The 17,001-nt window shown below is 71.2% G+C and carries 15 protein-coding genes and 1 pseudogene; 7 read left to right on the top strand and 9 right to left on the bottom strand.

Annotated elements, in window-relative coordinates; translation table 11 throughout:
• Together ACIQOU_RS32175 and ACIQOU_RS32170 are read left to right on the top strand one after the other, a co-directional pair.
• Positions 1-167 (top strand): hypothetical protein (locus tag ACIQOU_RS32175; RefSeq protein ID WP_401542597.1); only part of this gene is annotated, 167 nt, incomplete at its 5' end.
• Between the two features lie 89 nt (positions 168-256).
• Positions 257-1,153: a hypothetical protein gene (locus tag ACIQOU_RS32170; RefSeq protein ID WP_401542580.1), complete on the top strand. Its 897-nt coding sequence runs from the start codon at positions 257-259 to the stop codon at positions 1,151-1,153.
• Between the two features lie 903 nt (positions 1,154-2,056).
• Here ACIQOU_RS32170 and pgl read toward each other — a convergent pair.
• From pgl to tkt, 5 genes are read right to left on the bottom strand one after another with little or no spacing between them, the layout of a single operon-like run.
• Positions 2,057-2,839: a 6-phosphogluconolactonase gene (gene pgl, locus ACIQOU_RS32165; protein ID WP_401542578.1), complete on the bottom strand. Its 783-nt coding sequence runs from the start codon at positions 2,837-2,839 to the stop codon at positions 2,057-2,059.
• Positions 2,836-3,957: a glucose-6-phosphate dehydrogenase assembly protein OpcA gene (opcA, locus tag ACIQOU_RS32160; RefSeq protein WP_401542575.1), complete on the bottom strand. Its 1,122-nt coding sequence runs from the start codon at positions 3,955-3,957 to the stop codon at positions 2,836-2,838. Before opcA ends, pgl begins: the two co-directional genes overlap by 4 nt.
• The gene (gene zwf, locus ACIQOU_RS32155) at positions 3,954-5,486 is read right to left on the bottom strand and encodes a glucose-6-phosphate dehydrogenase (RefSeq protein WP_401542594.1); all 1,533 of its coding nucleotides are present in this window, start codon (positions 5,484-5,486) and stop codon (positions 3,954-3,956) included. Before zwf ends, opcA begins: the two co-directional genes overlap by 4 nt.
• Positions 5,483-6,607, bottom strand: coding sequence for a transaldolase (tal, locus tag ACIQOU_RS32150; RefSeq protein ID WP_401542572.1), 1,125 nt, complete (start codon positions 6,605-6,607; stop codon positions 5,483-5,485). Before tal ends, zwf begins: the two co-directional genes overlap by 4 nt.
• Before the next feature lie 33 nt (positions 6,608-6,640).
• Positions 6,641-8,728 (bottom strand): transketolase, encoded by a 2,088-nt coding sequence (tkt, locus tag ACIQOU_RS32145; protein WP_401542569.1) that lies wholly within the window; start codon positions 8,726-8,728, stop codon positions 6,641-6,643.
• A gap of 349 nt (positions 8,729-9,077) precedes the next feature.
• Here tkt and ACIQOU_RS32140 point away from each other — a divergent pair, with 349 nt between their 5' ends.
• The 3 genes and pseudogenes from ACIQOU_RS32140 to ACIQOU_RS32130 all read left to right on the top strand — a co-directional run.
• On the top strand, positions 9,078-10,064 hold the full coding sequence (locus ACIQOU_RS32140; protein WP_401542566.1) for a heme o synthase: 987 nt from the start codon (positions 9,078-9,080) through the stop codon (positions 10,062-10,064).
• A gap of 114 nt (positions 10,065-10,178) precedes the next feature.
• Complete coding sequence (locus ACIQOU_RS32135) at positions 10,179-10,529, top strand: hypothetical protein (protein WP_401542564.1); 351 nt, start codon at positions 10,179-10,181, stop codon at positions 10,527-10,529.
• A 58-nt stretch (positions 10,530-10,587) separates the two neighbouring features.
• A pseudogene (locus ACIQOU_RS32130) lies at positions 10,588-10,812 on the top strand (amidohydrolase); the annotation flags it as partial.
• 161 nt (positions 10,813-10,973) lie between these two features.
• Here ACIQOU_RS32130 and ACIQOU_RS32125 read toward each other — a convergent pair.
• The 4 genes from ACIQOU_RS32125 to ACIQOU_RS32110 all read right to left on the bottom strand — a co-directional run bounded on the left by ACIQOU_RS32125 (position 10,974) and on the right by ACIQOU_RS32110 (position 14,638).
• Positions 10,974-11,987 carry a heme A synthase gene (locus ACIQOU_RS32125; protein WP_401542561.1) on the bottom strand — a complete coding sequence of 338 codons (1,014 nt, stop codon included), beginning with the start codon at positions 11,985-11,987 and terminating at the stop codon, positions 10,974-10,976.
• Between the two features lie 79 nt (positions 11,988-12,066).
• On the bottom strand, positions 12,067-12,783 hold the full coding sequence (locus tag ACIQOU_RS32120; protein WP_401542592.1) for an ABC transporter permease: 717 nt from the start codon (positions 12,781-12,783) through the stop codon (positions 12,067-12,069).
• Between the two features lie 71 nt (positions 12,784-12,854).
• Complete coding sequence (locus ACIQOU_RS32115) at positions 12,855-13,778, bottom strand: ABC transporter ATP-binding protein (protein WP_401542558.1); 924 nt, start codon at positions 13,776-13,778, stop codon at positions 12,855-12,857.
• A gap of 11 nt (positions 13,779-13,789) precedes the next feature.
• Positions 13,790-14,638, bottom strand: coding sequence for an aminoglycoside N(3)-acetyltransferase (locus ACIQOU_RS32110; protein WP_401542555.1), 849 nt, complete (start codon positions 14,636-14,638; stop codon positions 13,790-13,792).
• A 160-nt stretch (positions 14,639-14,798) separates the two neighbouring features.
• On the opposite strand from ACIQOU_RS32110, the gene ACIQOU_RS32105 reads away from it, so the two are divergent.
• Positions 14,799-15,563 (top strand): helix-turn-helix transcriptional regulator, encoded by a 765-nt coding sequence (locus ACIQOU_RS32105; protein WP_401542552.1) that lies wholly within the window; start codon positions 14,799-14,801, stop codon positions 15,561-15,563.
• On the top strand, positions 15,560-16,984 hold the full coding sequence (sufB, locus tag ACIQOU_RS32100; RefSeq protein WP_401542549.1) for a Fe-S cluster assembly protein SufB: 1,425 nt from the start codon (positions 15,560-15,562) through the stop codon (positions 16,982-16,984). Before ACIQOU_RS32105 ends, sufB begins: the two co-directional genes overlap by 4 nt.
• Positions 16,985-17,001 lie beyond the last annotated feature (17 nt).

Genomic DNA, 17,001 nt, shown 5'->3' with positions numbered 1-17,001 from the left:
AGGGCGCGGTGTGGCACATCGACTCCTTCGACCAGTGGGGCGTGGAGCTGGGCAAGGTCCTCGCCAAGCGCGTCGAACCCGCCCTCACCGAGGGCACGGAGGTACCGGGACTGGACGCGTCGAGCGTCGCCCTGGTCGCCAAGTACCGGGAGCTGCGCGGCCGTTAGCGCCAAGGGGAGCCGGGAGCGGGCGGCGCGGGGCCGGCCGTTCCCGTAGACTCCCGTCGATCATCCGCACGACCGCTCGGGGGAGCGCAGTGACGAACGCACGCGGACGGTGGACCGGCGGCACGTTGACCGCCAAGAGCCTGCTGAAGCCGCATCAGGTGGCGCGGGCGGTGTTCCACCCGGCCTGGATTCCGGAATCGGTCGACCCGACCGTGGAGAAGCTCAAACGGATCAGGGTCGTCGCCGGGGCGTTCGCCGCCCTCGGCGTCTACACCTACGTCGAGGGCGGGTTCTCCTTCGACGAGATCGTGGGGAACGCGGCGACCGCGTCGGTCGTCCTCTTCCTCCTCACCCCGCTCACGGTCGGCGTGATGCTGTGGGTGTGGCGGCGCTCTGGGACGGTGGGACAGCTGCGGGGGCCGCTGTCCGACGCGTTCAAGCTGCTGGCGCTGTTCGTCGGCTCGGTCCTTGTCACCTATCTGCTGTTGCGGTGGAGCGATGTCTTCGGGGCGCTGCCCGGGTTTCTGCTGAAGTTCGTGGTGCTCTGGCTGGTCGTCTTCGTGGTCGCCGGTGCCGTCCGGCTCACCGGCAACTTCTTCGGCACGGCCGCCGTGCACCGGGGTCTGCCCGCGCTGCTGGCCATGGTGACGACCTGGCTGATGGCCCTCCCCGACCTGCTCACCGGCGATCTGCACGGCCTGAGCCTCACCATGGGCGTGATCTTCATCCTCGGCGCGCCGGTCACCGTCACGGGCATCGCCCTCCTGGAACTGCGCCGTCTGCGCTCCCGGTACGGCATCCGCCTCGCCGCCCACCCGGCGACCCTGCCCCGGCTCACCCCGGCGCCCCCGTCCTCCATACCGGGCCACGGCCCCGTCCCGCCCCAGGGAAACCCGTACGCGCATCCCCACGGCAACCCGTACAGCGCCCCGCATCTGCCGTGGCCACCGCAGCCGGGGAATCGGCACAACCGGGGTGCGCGGTAGGGCTGTTGAGCGGGGCGGAGAGTCTCGGTACGTGGACGTGGGGCGGGGGCGCGGGGTCTCCGTCGTTGCGGCCCGGCCTCCCCGTCCCTGTGGGGCATCCCCTCAACCGGCCTGTGCGGCAAGGCCGTTGAGGTGCCGGCGCAGCCGGGGCTCGCGGTAGGGCTGTTGAGCGGGGCGGAGAGTCTCGGTACGCGGACGTGGGGCGGGGGCGCGGGGTCTCCGTCGTTCCGGCCCGGCCTCCCCGTCCCCGTGGGGCGTCCCCTCAACCGGCCCGTGCGGCAAGGTCGTTGAGGTGCCGGGGGTGCGGTCGTTGAGGAGGGTGGGGAGTCTTCGTGGGTGGGTGCGGGGCGGGGTGCGGGGTCTTTGGCGTTCCGGCCCGGTCTCCCCGTCCCCGTGGGGCGTCCCCTCAACCGGCCTGTGCGGCAAGGTCGTTGAGGTGCCGGCACAACCGGGGCTCGCGGTAGGGCTGTTGGGCGGGGCGGAGAGTCTCGGTACGCGGACGTGGGGCGGGGGCGCGGGGTCTCCGTCGTTCCGGCCCGGCCTCCCCGTCCCCGTGGGGCCTCCCCTCAACCGGCCCGCGCGGCAAGGTCGTTGAGGAGGGTGGGGAGTCTTCGTGGGTGGGTGCGGGGCGGGGTGCGGGGTCTTTGGCGGTTCGCCTCGGTCGTCGCGGCCGGGGCTCCCGCAACGGGCGTGAGCCGTACGCTCGTTGCCCAGGGTCTTCGCGCGGGGAAGCGGGGCGAGGGGCGCGAGCCTCCGGTGCTCCGTTCCGGTCGGCCCGGCCGGGGAGCGGCCAACCGGCGTTCGCTGTACGGACGTTGGGTAAGGCCGCGCCCCCCGGACACGCCAGTGCGGCGGTGGTCCTGGGACCTCCGCCGCACTGGTGGTGTTCTGCGCGGGTGCTCGCTACGACGTCGCCGGGGGGTAGAGGGCTCGGGGGAGCCGGGAGGCCGCTGCCGCGTCCAGGAGCCACAGGGTGCGGCGGCGGCCGTACGCGCCTGCCGCCGGTGCCTGGATCTCACCCGCGCCGGAGAGGGCGATCTCCGCCGCCTCCGCCTTGTCCTCGCCCGCCGCGAGCAGCCACACCTCGCGGGCCGCCCGGATCGCCGGCAGGGTGAGGGTCACCCGGGTCGGCGGCGGCTTGGGCGCGCCGTGGACGCCGACCACCGTGCGCTCCGTCTCCCGGACCGCGGGCAGCTCGGGGAAGAGCGACGCCACGTGGGTGTCCGGGCCGACGCCGAGCATCAGCACGTCGAAGGAGGGCACCGGGCCGTGGTCCTCGGGCCGGGCGGCGCGAGCCAGTTCGGCCGCGTAGGCCTCGGCCGCCGCGTCGACGTCCGAGCCGTACGGTCCGTCGGAGGCGGGCATGGCGTGCACGCGCTCCGGGTCCAGCGGCACCGCGTCCAGCAGAGCCGCGCGGGCCTGCGTGACATTGCGGTCCGGGTCGCCCTCCGGCAGGAAGCGCTCGTCGCCCCACCACAGGTCGAGGCGGGCCCAGTCGACGGCGTCCCGGGCGGGAGCCGACGCCAGCGCGGCGAGCAGGCCGTTGCCGTTGCGGCCGCCCGTGAGGACCACGGACGCGGAGCCCCGGGAGGCCTGCGCGTCCACGATCCGCGTGATCAGGCGGGCCGCGGCGGCCTCGGCCATCAGCTCCTTGTCGCGGTGCACGACCAGCTGCGGCGTGTTCACTTCGCCGCCGCCTTCTTCGCCGCGGTCTTCTTGGCGGGAGCCTTCTTCGCGGGCGTCGCGGCCGACGACGACTTCGCCGCCGTTCCCGACGCACCGGCCCCGGCCCCGGCCTCGGCCGGAGCCGCCGACCCCGCCGTGGATTCGGCCTTGGACTCCGCCTTGGACTCCGCCTCGGCCTCCGCCTTCTCCGCCTCCGCGTTCAGCCGGTCCACGCCGAAGCGCAGGGCCGAGGCGTAGGTGTCGTCCGGGTCGAGCCGACGCAGTTCCTCCGCGATCAGCTCGGCCGTCTCGCGGCGCTTCAGCGCGACCCCGCGGTCCGGCTGGCCCTCGATGGAGAGCGTCGCCAGCGCACCGTCGGCGCGGTCCAGGACGATCGGGCCGCAGTCGGTGTCCATGCGGACCGCCGTCAGACCCGGGCCCGTGGACAGCGACCGCTTCACCGGCACGTCGAGCCGGTCCGCGAGCCACATCGCCAGCAGTTCGCAGCTCGGGTTGAACTCCTCGCCCTCCACCTCGACCGCGGCCACCTCACAGGTGACCTGGTCGAGCGCGGCCGCCAGCATCGAACGCCAGGGCGTGATGCGGGTCCAGGACAGGTCGGTGTCGCCGGGGGTGTAGGTGTCGGCGCGGGCACCGAGGTCCCGGACCGGCTGCTCGGACGCGTAGGTGTCCGTCACCCGGCGCTGGGCGAGAGCGCCCAGCGGGTCCTTCGCCGGGTCCAGCGGCGCGTCCACCGGCCACCAGACCACCACCGGGGCGTCCGGCAGCAGCAGCGGCAGGACCACCGACTGCGCGTGGTCCACCACCTCGCCGTACAGGCGCAGCACCACCGTCTCGCCGGTGCCCGCCTCGACCCCGAGGCGCACCTCGGCGTCCAGGCGGGACGCCGTGCGGTCCCGGGAGGTGCGCGAGACGCGCCGGACGACGACGAGGGTGCGCGAGGGGTGCTCGCGGGAGGCGTCGTTCGCCGCCTTCAGGGCGTCGTAGGCGTTCTCCTCGTCGGTGACGATGACGAGGGTCAGGACCATGCCGACGGCCGGTGTGCCGATCGCCCGGCGGCCCTGCACCAGCGCCTTGTTGATCTTGCTGGCCGTGGTGTCCGTCAGATCTATCTTCATGGCCGGCGCCAGCTCCGTCCGTCTCGCTCCAGCATCTCGTCCGCCTCGACCGGCCCCCAGGTGCCGGACGCGTACTGGGCGGGCTTGCCGTGCCGGTCCCAGTACTGCTCGATCGGGTCGAGGATCTTCCAGGACAGCTCGACCTCCTCGGTGCGCGGGAAGAGGTTCGAGTCGCCCAGCAGCACATCGAGGATGAGCCGCTCGTACGCCTCCGGGCTGGACTCGGTGAAGGACTCGCCGTACGCGAAGTCCATCGACACGTCCCGGATCTCCATCGAGGTGCCCGGCACCTTCGAGCCGAACCGGACCGTGACGCCCTCGTCGGGCTGGACGCGGATGACGATCGCGTTCTTGCCCAGCTCCTCCGTCGCCGTGTGGTCGAAGGGGGAGTGCGGGGCCCGCTGGAAGACGACGGCGATCTCGGTGACCCGGCGGCCGAGGCGCTTGCCGGTGCGCAGGTAGAAGGGGACGCCCGCCCAGCGGCGGTTGTCGACCTCGACCTTGATCGCGGCGTAGGTGTCGGTCTTCGACTTGGGGTCGATGCCCTCCTCCTGGAGGTAGCCGACCGCCTTCTCGCCGCCCTGCCAGCCCGCCGCGTACTGGCCGCGCACGGTGGCGCTGCCCAGGTCCTTCGGCAGCCGTACCGCGCCGAGCACCTTGGTCTTCTCGGCGGCCAGCGCGTCCGCGTCGAACGCCGCGGGCTCCTCCATGGCGGTCAGCGCCATCAGCTGGAGCAGGTGGTTCTGGATGACGTCACGGGCGGCGCCGATGCCGTCGTAGTACCCGGCCCGGCCGCCGATGCCGATGTCCTCGGCCATGGTGATCTGGACGTGGTCCACGAAGGACCGGTTCCAGATCGGCTCGAACATCGTGTTGGCGAAGCGGAGCGCCAGGATGTTCTGGACGGTCTCCTTGCCGAGGTAGTGGTCGATGCGGAAGACCTGGTCGGGCGCGAAGACCTCGTGGACGACCTTGTTCAGCTCCTCGGCCGACGTCAGGTCGTGGCCGAACGGCTTCTCGATCACCGCGCGCCGCCAGGAGCCGTTGCTCTGGTCGGCGAGGCCGTGCTTCTTCAGCTGCTGGATGACCACCGGGAACGAGCGCGGCGGCACCGACAGATAGAAGGCGAAGTTGCCGCCCGTGCCCTGCGCCTTGTCCAGTTCCTCGATGGTGCCGCGCAGCCGCTCGAACGCGTCGTCGTCGTCGAAGGTGCCCTGGACGAAGCGCATCCCCTGGATGAGCTGCTGCCAGACCTCCTCACGGAACGGCGTGCGGGCGTGTTCCTTGACCGCGTCATGGACCTCGGCCGCGAAGTCCTCGTGCTGCCACTCCCGGCGGGCGAACCCGACCAGCGAGAAGCCCGGCGGCAGCAGCCCCCGGTTGGCGAGGTCGTACACGGCGGGCATCAGCTTTTTACGTGACAAATCGCCCGTGACGCCAAAGATGACCAGGCCCGACGGCCCCGCGATACGCGGGAGCCGTCGGTCTGCGGGGTCACGCAGCGGGTTGCTGCTCGACAACGTTCTCAGCCCTCCGACGGGGCGAGGCGCTTGAGTTCCGCCTCGGTGGACTTGAGCAGGTCGTTCCAGGACGCCTCGAACTTCTCGACGCCCTCGTCCTCCAGGAGCTGCACCACCTCGTCGTAGGAGATCCCGAGCTTCTCGACGGCGTCGAGATCGGCGCGGGCCTGCGCGTACGTACCGACGATGGCGTTGCCGGTGATCTCGCCGCTCTCCTCGGTGGCCTGGAGAGTGGCTTCCGGCATGGTGTTGACGGTGTTCGGCGCCACCAGGTCGTCGACGTAGAGGGTCGGCTTGTAGGCCGGGTCCTTCACACCGGTCGACGCCCACAGCGGGCGCTGCTTGTTGGCACCGGCACCGGCGCCGGCGAGCGCGGTGAAGCGGTCCGAGGAGAAGACCTCCTCGTACGCCTGGTAGGCGAGGCGCGCGTTGGCGACGGCGGCCTTGCCGCGGGCGGCACGGGCCTCGTCGGTGCCCAGCGCGTCGATCCGCTTGTCGATCTCGGTGTCCACGCGGGACACGAAGAAGGACGCCACGGAGTGGATCAGCGAGAGGTCCAGGCCGCGCTCCTTGGCCTTCTCCAGGCCGGCCAGGTAGGCGTCCATGACCTCCCGGTACCGCTCAAGGGAGAAGATCAGCGTGACGTTGACGCTGATCCCGAGGCCGATGACCTCGGTGATCGCCGGCAGACCCGCCTTGGTGGCCGGGATCTTGATGAGCGTGTTGGGCCGGTCGACCAGCCAGGCCAGCTGCTTGGCCTCGGCGACCGTCGGCGCGGTGTGGTGGGCCAGGCGCGGGTCGACCTCGATGGAGACGCGGCCGTCGGTCCCGCCGGTGGCGTCGAAGACCGGGCGCAGGATGTCGGCGGCGTCGCGGACGTCCGCCGTGGTGATCATGCGGATCGCCTCTTCGACGGTGACCTTGCGGGCCGCGAGGTCGGTGAGCTGCTGCTCGTAACCGTCGCCGCTGCTGATCGCCTTCTGGAAGATCGACGGGTTGGTGGTGACGCCCACGACGTGCTGCTGGTCGATCAGCTCGGCGAGGTTGCCGGACGTGATCCGCTTGCGCGACAGGTCGTCCAGCCAGATCGCCACGCCTTCCTCGGAGAGGCGCTTGAGTGCGTCTGTCATGGAATTACATCTCCTACGTGTCGTATGTGAGCGTCAGCGTCGCGCGGCGTCGACGGATTCCCGCGCCTTGGCGGCCACGTTCTCGGCGGTGAAACCGAACTCCTTGAAGAGAACCTTGGCGTCCGCCGAAGCACCGAAGTGCTCCAGGGAGACGATGCGGCCGGCGTCCCCGACGTACTTGTGCCAGGTCAGCCCGACACCCGCCTCCACGGCGACCCGCGCCTTCACGGCCGGCGGGAGCACGCTCTCCCGGTACCCCTGCTCCTGCTCCTCGAACCACTCCACCGACGGCATCGACACGACCCGGGTCGGCACCCCGTCGGCCTGGAGCTGCTCGCGCGCCTCGACGGCGACGTGCACCTCGGAACCGGTGGCGATCAGGATGACCTCGGGGCTGCCGCCGTCGGCCTCGAACAGGACGTACCCGCCCTTGGCGACGCCCTCGTGGGGCTCGTACGTCGGCACGCCCTGGCGGGTCAGCGCGAGGCCGTGCGGGGCGCCCTTGCCGAACTCCTTGGTGTACCGGCGGAAGATCTCGCGCCAGGCGATCACGGTCTCGTTGGCGTCGGCCGGGCGGACCACGTTCAGGCCCGGGATCGCGCGCAGCGACGCCAGGTGCTCCACCGGCTGGTGGGTGGGGCCGTCCTCGCCGAGGCCGATCGAGTCGTGCGTCCACACGTACGTCACCGGCAGGTGCATGAGCGCCGAGAGTCGCACCGCGTTGCGCATGTAGTCGGAGAACACCAGGAAGGTGCCGCCGTAGACACGGGTGTGGCCGTGCAGGGTGATGCCGTTCATCTCCGCGGCCATCGAGTGCTCGCGGATGCCGAAGTGCACGGTCCGGCCGTAGGGGTCCGCCTCGGGCAGCGGGTTGCCCGCCGGGAGGAACGAACTGTCCTTGTCGATCGTCGTGTTGTTGGAGCCGGCCAGGTCGGCCGAGCCGCCCCACAGCTCCGGCACGACCGCGCCGAGCGCCTGGAGGACCTTGCCGGACGCGGCGCGGGTGGCGACACCCTTGCCCGCCTCGAAGACCGGGAGCTTCTCCTCCCAGCCGGCCGGCAGCTCGCCCGCGCTGATCCGGTCGAACTCGGCGGCCCGCTCCGGGTTGGCGGTGCGCCACGCCTGGAACGACGTCCCCCACGCGGCCTTCGCCTCGCGGCCGCGCTCCAGCGCCTGCCGGGTGTGCTTGAGGACCTCGTCGGAGACCTCGAAGGACTGCTCCGGGTCGAAGCCGAGAATCCGCTTGGTCGCCGCGACCTCGTCGTCGCCGAGCGCCGAGCCGTGCGCGGCCTCGGTGTTCTGCGCGTTCGGGGCGGGCCAGGCGATGATCGAGCGCATCGCGATGAACGACGGCTTGTCCGTCACCTTCTTCGCGGCCTCGACGGCGTTGTAGAGGGCGTGCGGGTCGAGGTCGCCGTCCGGCTGCGGCGCGATGCGCTGCACATGCCAACCGTAGGCCTCGTACCGCTTGAGGGTGTCCTCGGAGACGGCCGTCTCGGTGTCGCCCTCGATCGAGATGTGGTTGTCGTCCCAGAGCAGGATCAGGTTGCCCAGCCGCTGGTGGCCCGCGAGCGAGGACGCCTCGGCGGAGATGCCCTCCTGGAGGCAGCCGTCACCGGCGATCGCGAAGATGAAGTGGTCGAAGGGCGACTCGCCCTGCGGCGCCTCGGGGTCGAACAGACCGCGCTCGTAGCGGGCGGCCATCGCCATGCCCACCGCGTTGGCGACACCCTGGCCGAGCGGGCCCGTCGTCGTCTCGACGCCCGTGGTGTGGCCGTACTCGGGGTGGCCGGGGGTCTTCGAGCCCCAGGTGCGGAACGCCTTCAGGTCGTCCAGCTCCAGGCCGAACCCGGCGAGGAACAGCTGCGTGTAGAGCGTCAGGGACGAGTGGCCCGCGGACAGCACGAACCGGTCGCGTCCGACCCAGTCGGCGTCCGCCGGATCGTGCCGCATCACCTTCTGGAAGAGGGTGTACGCGGCCGGAGCCAGGCTCATCGCGGTACCGGGATGGCCGTTGCCGACTTTCTGTACGGCATCGGCGGCCAGGACGCGGGCGGTGTCCACGGCGCGCTGGTCCAACTCGGTCCAGTCGAGGTCTGTGGTGGTCGGCTTGGTGCTCACCCTGGGTCAGGGCTCCTCTCCACATGTTCGAATGCCGGTGCACTGGGCGCCCACCGGCCGTTGTCGAGCCTACCCCCGCGAGAACGTGCATTTTTTCGAGTCATTCCAGACTGACCGGACTCCCGCACATCCGCCTCCCGACCGGGCACGATCGGGTTCGGCAACTGAATACGGACCCGCTCATCCGAGTGCTCAATCGAAGGGGTGTCCTGCTCCCCCGAGCCCCCCTTCAACACGACCCCACCCCCGCGAAGGGCGAGGTGTGGGCAACGTCTACAGTGGCGTGGTACGCGCGGGCCTTTACCGGTACTTCACACGGGGTGAGGCTTGCTGGGATGTCTCTGTAGGGGTGTGCGTGACGGCCGTCGAATCCCGTCCAGCGGGTGGGGGCACCCCCCACGCCCTTGAGGCAGTGGGGGAGCCCGGTGCGAGTACGAGCCCGAGTCACCGGCCGTTCGGGGCCCGTGTCAAAGCGTTCGTGGCGCTGACCAAGCCACGGATCATCGAGCTTCTGCTCATCACCACCGTTCCGGTGATGTTTCTCGCCCAGCAGGGCGTGCCCGACCTGACGCTGGTGCTGCTCACCTGCTTCGGCGGCTTCCTGTCGGCGGGGGGTGCCAACGCGCTGAACATGTACATCGACCGTGACATCGACGCGCTGATGGACCGCACCGCGCAGCGTCCGCTGGTCACCGGCATGGTCAGCCCCCGGGAGTGCCTCGCCTTCGGCATCTCCCTCGCGGTGATCTCGACGCTGCTGTTCGGGTTCACCGTCAACTGGCTGTCCGCGTGGCTCGCCCTCGGGGCGCTCCTTTTCTACGTGGTCGTCTACACGATGGTCCTCAAGCGCCGCACCTCGCAGAACATCGTGTGGGGCGGCATCGCCGGCTGCATGCCGGTGCTGATCGGCTGGTCGGCTGTCACCAATTCGGTGTCCTGGGCGCCGATCGTGCTCTTCCTGGTGATGTTCTTCTGGACGCCGCCGCACTACTGGCCGCTGTCCATGAAGGTCAAGGACGACTACGCGCGCGTGGGCGTGCCGATGCTGCCGGTCATCGCCTCCAACAAGACGGTCGCCCGGCAGATCGTCATCTACAGCTGGGTGATGGTCGCCGTCTCCCTGCTGCTGACCCCGCTCGGCTACACCGGCTGGTTCTACACGACCGTCGCGCTGGCCGCGGGCGGCTGGTGGCTGTGGGAGGCGCACGCGCTCCAGCACCGGGCCAAGTCCGAGGCGACGGGCGTCAAGCTCAAGGAGATGCGGCTGTTCCACTGGTCGATCACCTATGTCTCGCTGCTCTTCGTGGCCGTCGCGGTCGACCCCTTCCTGCGATAGAGCCCGGGTTCCCGCGAGAGAACCTTTCGAACGTTCCCGACGGGCGGGGTGCGTGGTCAAGGCCACGCACCCCGCCCGTCGCCGTTCGATCTACCCGTCGGTAGCATCCTGGCCATGGCAGACACGCAGCAGGACGAGTCCCCGGCCGTGACCGACCCCAAGGCGGAGCGCAGGGCGGCGAAGCTGGCCCGGCAGATCGAGGCGTTCGCCGCGGCGCACGGCGGTGCCGAGGGGCAGTTGGCCTACATCGGGGAGCGCGGCACCCGGATCGTGCTGGTCGGCGCGGACGGCGGCTGGGGCGACCTGGTGGCCCCCAGCCAGGCGATCGCCGAGCAGGCCGTCACCCGGTCGGGCATCACTGTTCACGAGACGTTCGACGGCGAGTTCGCGGCGAAGGTGCGCACCGGCCCGTACGAGTGGACGCGGATGGCCGGGATTCAGCTGGGCGGCCCGAGCAACACCTGACACGGGCTCACCCCGTCAGGACCATGAGGAGCGCACGGTCGAGCCACGCGGGGAGCCCTTGAGAACGGGGCTGGGCCTCGCCACCTTCGAGGCCCGGCTCGCCCGTACCGAGGGACCACCGGCGCCGGGCACCACGCTCTTCGACAGCCGGACCGGGTTCGCGGTCCGCCGCTGGCGCCCACCCCTGCTCGCTCTCGAACCGCACTGCCCGCCCGCCCGCTACAACGTGCAGACAGAGAGAGACAGCCGGGCAACGCCGCTGTTTCTAAGGGGCGCGGGGCTGTGCCGATCTGCGGCTCCGCCGCGCGGGCGCGACCAGCTGTCCCGAGCAGGTTGCCAACGGCTGGGCAACGCCCTGTTTTTAAGGGGCGCGGGGAACTGCGCGACCAGCCACGACGGCGTTGCAGTCGAACGACAACCTGGTCCGGCACTATCAGCGAAGCGCTACGCGCGTGTGCCGACCGCAACCCCGTCGACGGCGGGCGCCGACAACGCCCCACCCCCAGCGGAGCGTTCCCGCAGGGACAGCAGTACGCGCAGCACACCGATCCACACCAGGCAGGACCCGAACATATGCACCCCGACCAACACCTCGGGCAAGTTCGTGAAGTACTGCACATACCCGATCGCCCCCTGCGCGAGCAGGATCAAGAACAGCTCGCGGGTGCGAACGAGCGGCTCCTTCGGCGCGTCCACAGCCTTCAGCACGAACCACAACGCGAACACCAACGTCACCACGATCCACGCCAGCACCGCGTGCAACTTGGCGACCGTCTCCCAGTCCAGCGGCATCCGCTCGACCTCGCGCGAGTCCCCGGCATGCGGCCCGGCCCCGGTCACCACCGTGCCCACGGCGATCAACAGCACCGTCGCCGCGACGAGGAACCACACCAGCTGCCGCACCGCCGCGCCGACCACCGGCCGCCCCGCCCCGTCCCCCTCCCGCGTGCGCTGCCACATCACCGTGGCGACGGCGATGAGCGCCGAGGAGAGCAGGAAGTGGGCGGCGACGGTGTACGGGTTGAGGCCGACGAGGACCACGATCCCGCCGAGGATCGCGTTGCCCATCACCACCCAGAACTGCGTCCAGCCCAGCCGGGTCAGCGCACGCCGGTACGGCTTCTCGGAGCGGGCGGCGACGATCGCCCAGCCGACGGCCGCGCACAGCACGTACGTGAGCATGCGGTTGCCGAACTCGATCACGCCGTGCAGGCCCATCGCACTGGTCGTGGTGAGCGAGTCGGCGGTGCACTTGGGCCAGGTCGGGCAGCCGAGCCCGGACCCGGTCAGCCGCACCGCGCCGCCGGTCGCCACGATGACCACCGACATGACGAGCGCGGCGAGCGCCGCCCGGCGCACGGTCCGGGGTGTCGGGGTCCAGCGTTCGGCGATGAAGTCGAGCGGGTTGCGTACGGCGGCAACGGCGTCGGCGCGGGTCAGTTTCGGCACGCGCACCATCGTAGGGCGAGGCTTGTGCACGCTTTCACGAGGGGCACCCCCGCCGCCCCCGGCAGGGCCGCCCGCACCGTCGTTCCCGCTACTCCCAGCGGAAGAAGCGGGCCGCCGCCGCGAGGCCCACGACCGCCCAGCCGGTGAGGATGCCGAGGTCGGCCCAGGGGACACCGGCGCCGTGCTGGAGCACCTCCCGCAGGCCGTCGGAGAGCGCGGAGACCGGCAGCAGCGCCAGCGCGTCCTGGACGCCCGCCGGGAACCTGTCCAGCGGCACGATCACCCCGCCGCCCACCAGGAGCAGCAGGAACACCAGGTTGGCCGCGGCAAGGGTCGCCTCCGCCTTCAGGGTGCCCGCCATCAGCAGGCCGAGGCCCGAGAAGGCGGCGGTGCCGACGACCAGCAGGAGCAGCACGGTGAGCGGGTTGCCGTGCGGCGACCAGCCGAGGCCGAACGCGATCGCCGTCAGCAGCACCACCTGGAGCACCTCGGTGACCAGCACGGACACCGTCTTCGCGGCCATCAGACCCCAGCGCGGCAACGGCGACGCGGCGAGCCGTTTCAGGACGCCGTAACGGCGTTCGAAGCCGGTCGCGATGGCCTGCCCGGTGAACGCCGTCGACAGCACGGCCAGGGCGAGGACGCCGGGGGCGAGGAAGTCGACGGCGTTGCCCGCGCCGGTGTCCACGATGTCGACGGAGCCGAAGAGCGCGAGCAGCAGCGCCGGGATCACGACGGTCAGCAGCAGCTGCTCGCCGTTGCGCAGCAGCAGCTTGGTCTCCAGGGCCGCCTGGGCCGCGATCATGCGGGGGAGCGGGGCCGCGCCGGGCTGCGGGGCGTAGCGGCCGACAGGGTCGGCAGGGTCGGCGGTGGTCGTCACGAGCGCAGCTCCTTGCCGGTCAGCTCCAGGAAGACGTCTTCGAGGGTGTGGCGCTCCACCGAGATGCGGTCCGGCATCACCCCGTGCTGGGCGCACCAGGACGTCACCGTCGCCAGCAGCTGCGGGTCCACCTTGCCGACGACCCGGTAGGAACCCGGCGTCAGCTCGGCGGCCGTGCAGTCCGCCGGGAGCGCCTTGAGGAGGGAACCGACGTCGAGTCCGGGACGGCCGGAGAAGCGCAGGGTGTTCTCGGCGCCGCCCCGGCACAGCTGCTCGGGGGAGCCGTGGGCGATGACCCGGCCCGCGTCGATGATCGCGACGTCGTCGGCGAGCTGCTCGGCCTCGTCCATGTGATGCGTGGTGAGGATGACGGAGACGCCGTCGGCACGCAGGTCGCGCACCAGGTCCCAGGTGGCCCGGCGGGCCTGCGGATCGAGGCCCGCCGTCGGCTCGTCCAGGAACACCAGCTCGGGCCTGCCGACGACCGCGAGGGCGAGGGCGAGGCGCTGCTGCTGCCCGCCGGACAGCCTGCGGTAGGTGGTCCGGCCGCAGCTCCCGAGGCCGAGCCGCTCGATCAGCGCGGGCACGTCCAGCGGACGGGCGTGCAACCGGGCCACGTGCCGGAGCATCTCGTCGGCCCGCGCGCCCGGGTAGACGCCGCCGGACTGGAGCATCACGCCGATCCGGGGGCGCAGCTCGGCGGCCTGGCGCACCGGGTCGAGGCCGAGCACCCGCACCGTTCCCGCGTCCGGTCTCCGGTAGCCCTCGCAGGTCTCCACGGTGCTGGTCTTGCCCGCGCCGTTCGGGCCGAGCACGGCGGTCACGCCCGCCTCGGCCACCAGGTCGAGGCCGTCCACCGCGGTTTTCGTGCCGTACCGCTTCACCAGGGCCTGCACCTGGACCACGGGCTCGCTTCGCATGGGTCCAGAGTCTAGGGACGCGGGCCGCGCGGTGGACCGGCGGGTGCGGGAACCGGCCCCGGTGGAGGCTCCTCGTCCCGGGGCCGGTGCACCGCCAGCCAGCGCGCCGCGTACGCCACCGCGTCCGCGACCGGGAAGAGCCGGGCCTCGGCGGCGCCCACCCGGCCGCGCGCGACAGCCCGGTCACGTTCGAAATCGTGGCCCAGCTCGTCGAACCGTTCCGCGCTGATCGACACCTCCGTCACCGTCTCCCAGCCGCCAGGACCCGGCCGCCCGACCGTCACCAGCGGCGCCGGTATGCGGTACTCGGCGAGGTGGAAGGCGGTGCAGCTGTCGTACCCGGCGCCGAGCAGCAGCACCCGGGCGCCGACCTCCTCCAGGCGGGCCAGCGGGCTCGCCTCGCCGAGCCGGCAGTCCGGGGCATGGCCGTCGACGACGCGGGCGGCACCGGCGCCGAGCGCGGCGAAGGAGGTGTGCGGGTGGGCGCTGCGCAGGGCGCCGGGCCAGGTGCGGACCGTCTCCGGGACCACCCCGACCCCCCGGCTGGGCGTAAGCGCCGGGTCGTAGCCCGGCATGGTGGCCCGGATCTGCTCCCACCACGCCTCCGGCACCGGCGGCCGGCTCCACAGCGCGGGGTCGGTGAGATCGGCGGACTGCGTGGGCACGACCAGGGTGCCGTCGGGGCCGAGCACGTCCAGCAGCGCCCGGACGACGGTGACGGCACCGCCGTTGACCCAGCCGAGGCTGCTGAGGGAAGCGTGCACGAGGAGGGTCTCGCCGGGGGCCGCGCCGAGCTGACGCAGCTCGGCCGCGAGGCTGTCCCGGGTGACAAGCGGGCCGGTCGGAGGGGGTGTCGGCATGGTCGGGGAGTCTGGCCGACGGGGCCCTGGGGCGCCACCGAATTGGCCCGGCGGTGATCGTTTCCGCAGGTCAGATTAGGTAAGCCTAAGTGACGCAGGGCACCGCCGTCGGGGCCGACGTGGCTTGCCCGGCCCCGATGAATTACGCAACAATGGCGTTGTGAAAAACGTCGGCGAGGCTCGGGAGACCCCCACGGGGGCACCGCAGGAGGAGCTGGCGACCGGTGAGCGGTCCACCCGCAACCGCGTCGCGCGATCCATCCTGGACCACGGCCCCTCGACCGTCACCGAACTGGCCGGGCGGCTCGGCCTCACCGCCGCCGCCGTCCGCCGCCACCTGGACGCCCTCGCCGCCGACGACGTCGTGGCCGCCCGCGAACAGCGGATCTACGGCGCGCGCACCCGGGGCCGTCCCGCCAAGGTCTTCGCCCTCACCGACTGCGGGCGCGACGCCTTCGACCAGTCCTACGACAAGCTCGCCGCCGACGCCCTGCGCTGGATTCAGGAGCGCTGCGGCGGGGACGAGGCCGTCGTCGCGTTCGCCCGCGCCCGGATCGCCGAACAGGCCGGCGCCTACCGCGCGGCGGTCGCCGCCGCGGCGCCCGAAGACCGCACGGAAGCCCTGGCCAAGGCGTTGAGCGTGGACGGGTACGCTGCCACTGCGCGCAGCGCGCCGCCCCCGCAGCAGGGCGAGCAGCTCTGCCAGCACCACTGCCCGGTCGCCCATGTCGCGGAGAAGTTCCCGCAGCTCTGCGACGCGGAGACGGAGATGTTCTCCCAGCTGCTCGGCACCCACGTCCAGCGACTGGCGACCATCGCACACGGTGACGGCGTCTGCACGACGTTCATCCCCAAGGTTTCCCGCACCACCCCCAAGACCACCCACAACGCATCAGCACGCACCGCCGGGAGGAACCCCGCATGACGCTCCCCATCGAGGAGACTGCCCACCCCGAGCTCGAAGGACTGGGCAAGTACGAGTACGGCTGGGCGGACTCCGACGTGGCCGGTGCCGCAGCGAAGCGCGGCCTCAACGAAGACGTCGTCCTCGACATCTCCAGCAAGAAGTCCGAGCCGGAGTGGATGACCAAGCTGCGCCTCAAGGGTCTGAAGCTCTTCGAGAAGAAGCCCATGCCGAACTGGGGCTCGGACCTCTCGGGCATCGACTTCGACAACATCAAGTACTTCGTGCGCTCCACGGAGAAGCAGGCGGAGTCCTGGGAGGACCTGCCCGAGGACATCAAGAACACGTACGACAAGCTCGGCATCCCCGAGGCGGAGAAGCAGCGCCTCGTCGCCGGTGTCGCGGCCCAGTACGAGTCCGAGGTCGTCTACCACCAGATCCGTGAGGACCTGGAGGAGCAGGGCGTCATCTTCCTCGACACCGACACCGCCCTGAAGGAGCACCCGGAGCTCTTCAAGGAGTACTTCGGCACCGTCATCCCGGTCGGCGACAACAAGTTCGCGTCGCTGAACTCGGCCGTGTGGTCCGGCGGTTCCTTCATCTACGTGCCGAAGGGCGTGCACGTCGAGATCCCGCTCCAGGCCTACTTCCGCATCAACACCGAGAACATGGGCCAGTTCGAGCGGACCCTGATCATCGTCGACGAGGGTGCCTACGTGCACTACGTCGAGGGCTGCACCGCGCCGATCTACAAGTCGGACTCGCTGCACTCCGCCGTCGTCGAGATCATCGTCAAGAAGAACGCGCGCTGCCGCTACACGACCATCCAGAACTGGTCGAACAACGTCTACAACCTCGTCACCAAGCGCGCCGTCGCCTACGAGGGCGCCACCATGGAGTGGGTCGACGGCAACATCGGCTCCAAGGTGACCATGAAGTACCCGGCCGTCTACCTGATGGGCGAGCACGCCAAGGGCGAGACCCTCTCCATCGCCTTCGCGGGCGAGGGCCAGCACCAGGACGCCGGCTCCAAGATGGTCCACATGGCGCCGAACACCTCGTCGAACATCGTCTCCAAGTCCGTGGCGCGCGGCGGTGGCCGCACCTCCTACCGCGGGCTCGTCGAGATCGGCGAGGGCGCCCACGGCTCCAAGTCGAACGTGCTCTGCGACGCGCTGCTCGTCGACACCATCTCGCGCTCCGACACGTACCCGTACGTCGACGTCCGCGAGGACGACGTGTCCATGGGGCACGAGGCGACCGTCTCCAAGGTCAGCGACGACCAGCTCTTCTACCTGATGAGCCGGGGCATGACCGAGTTCGAGGCGATGGCGATGATCGTGCGCGGCTTCGTCGAGCCGATCGCCAAGGAGCTGCCCATGGAGTACGCGCTCGAACTGAACCGGCTGATCGAGCTGCAAATGGAAGGCTCGGTCGGCTGACCCGGCCCGTCGGCCGA

Source organism: Streptomyces sp. NPDC091279 (assembly GCF_044757465.1).
Lineage (GTDB): Bacteria > Actinomycetota > Actinomycetes > Streptomycetales > Streptomycetaceae > Streptomyces.
This window is presented reverse-complemented; position numbering and strand designations above follow the sequence as displayed.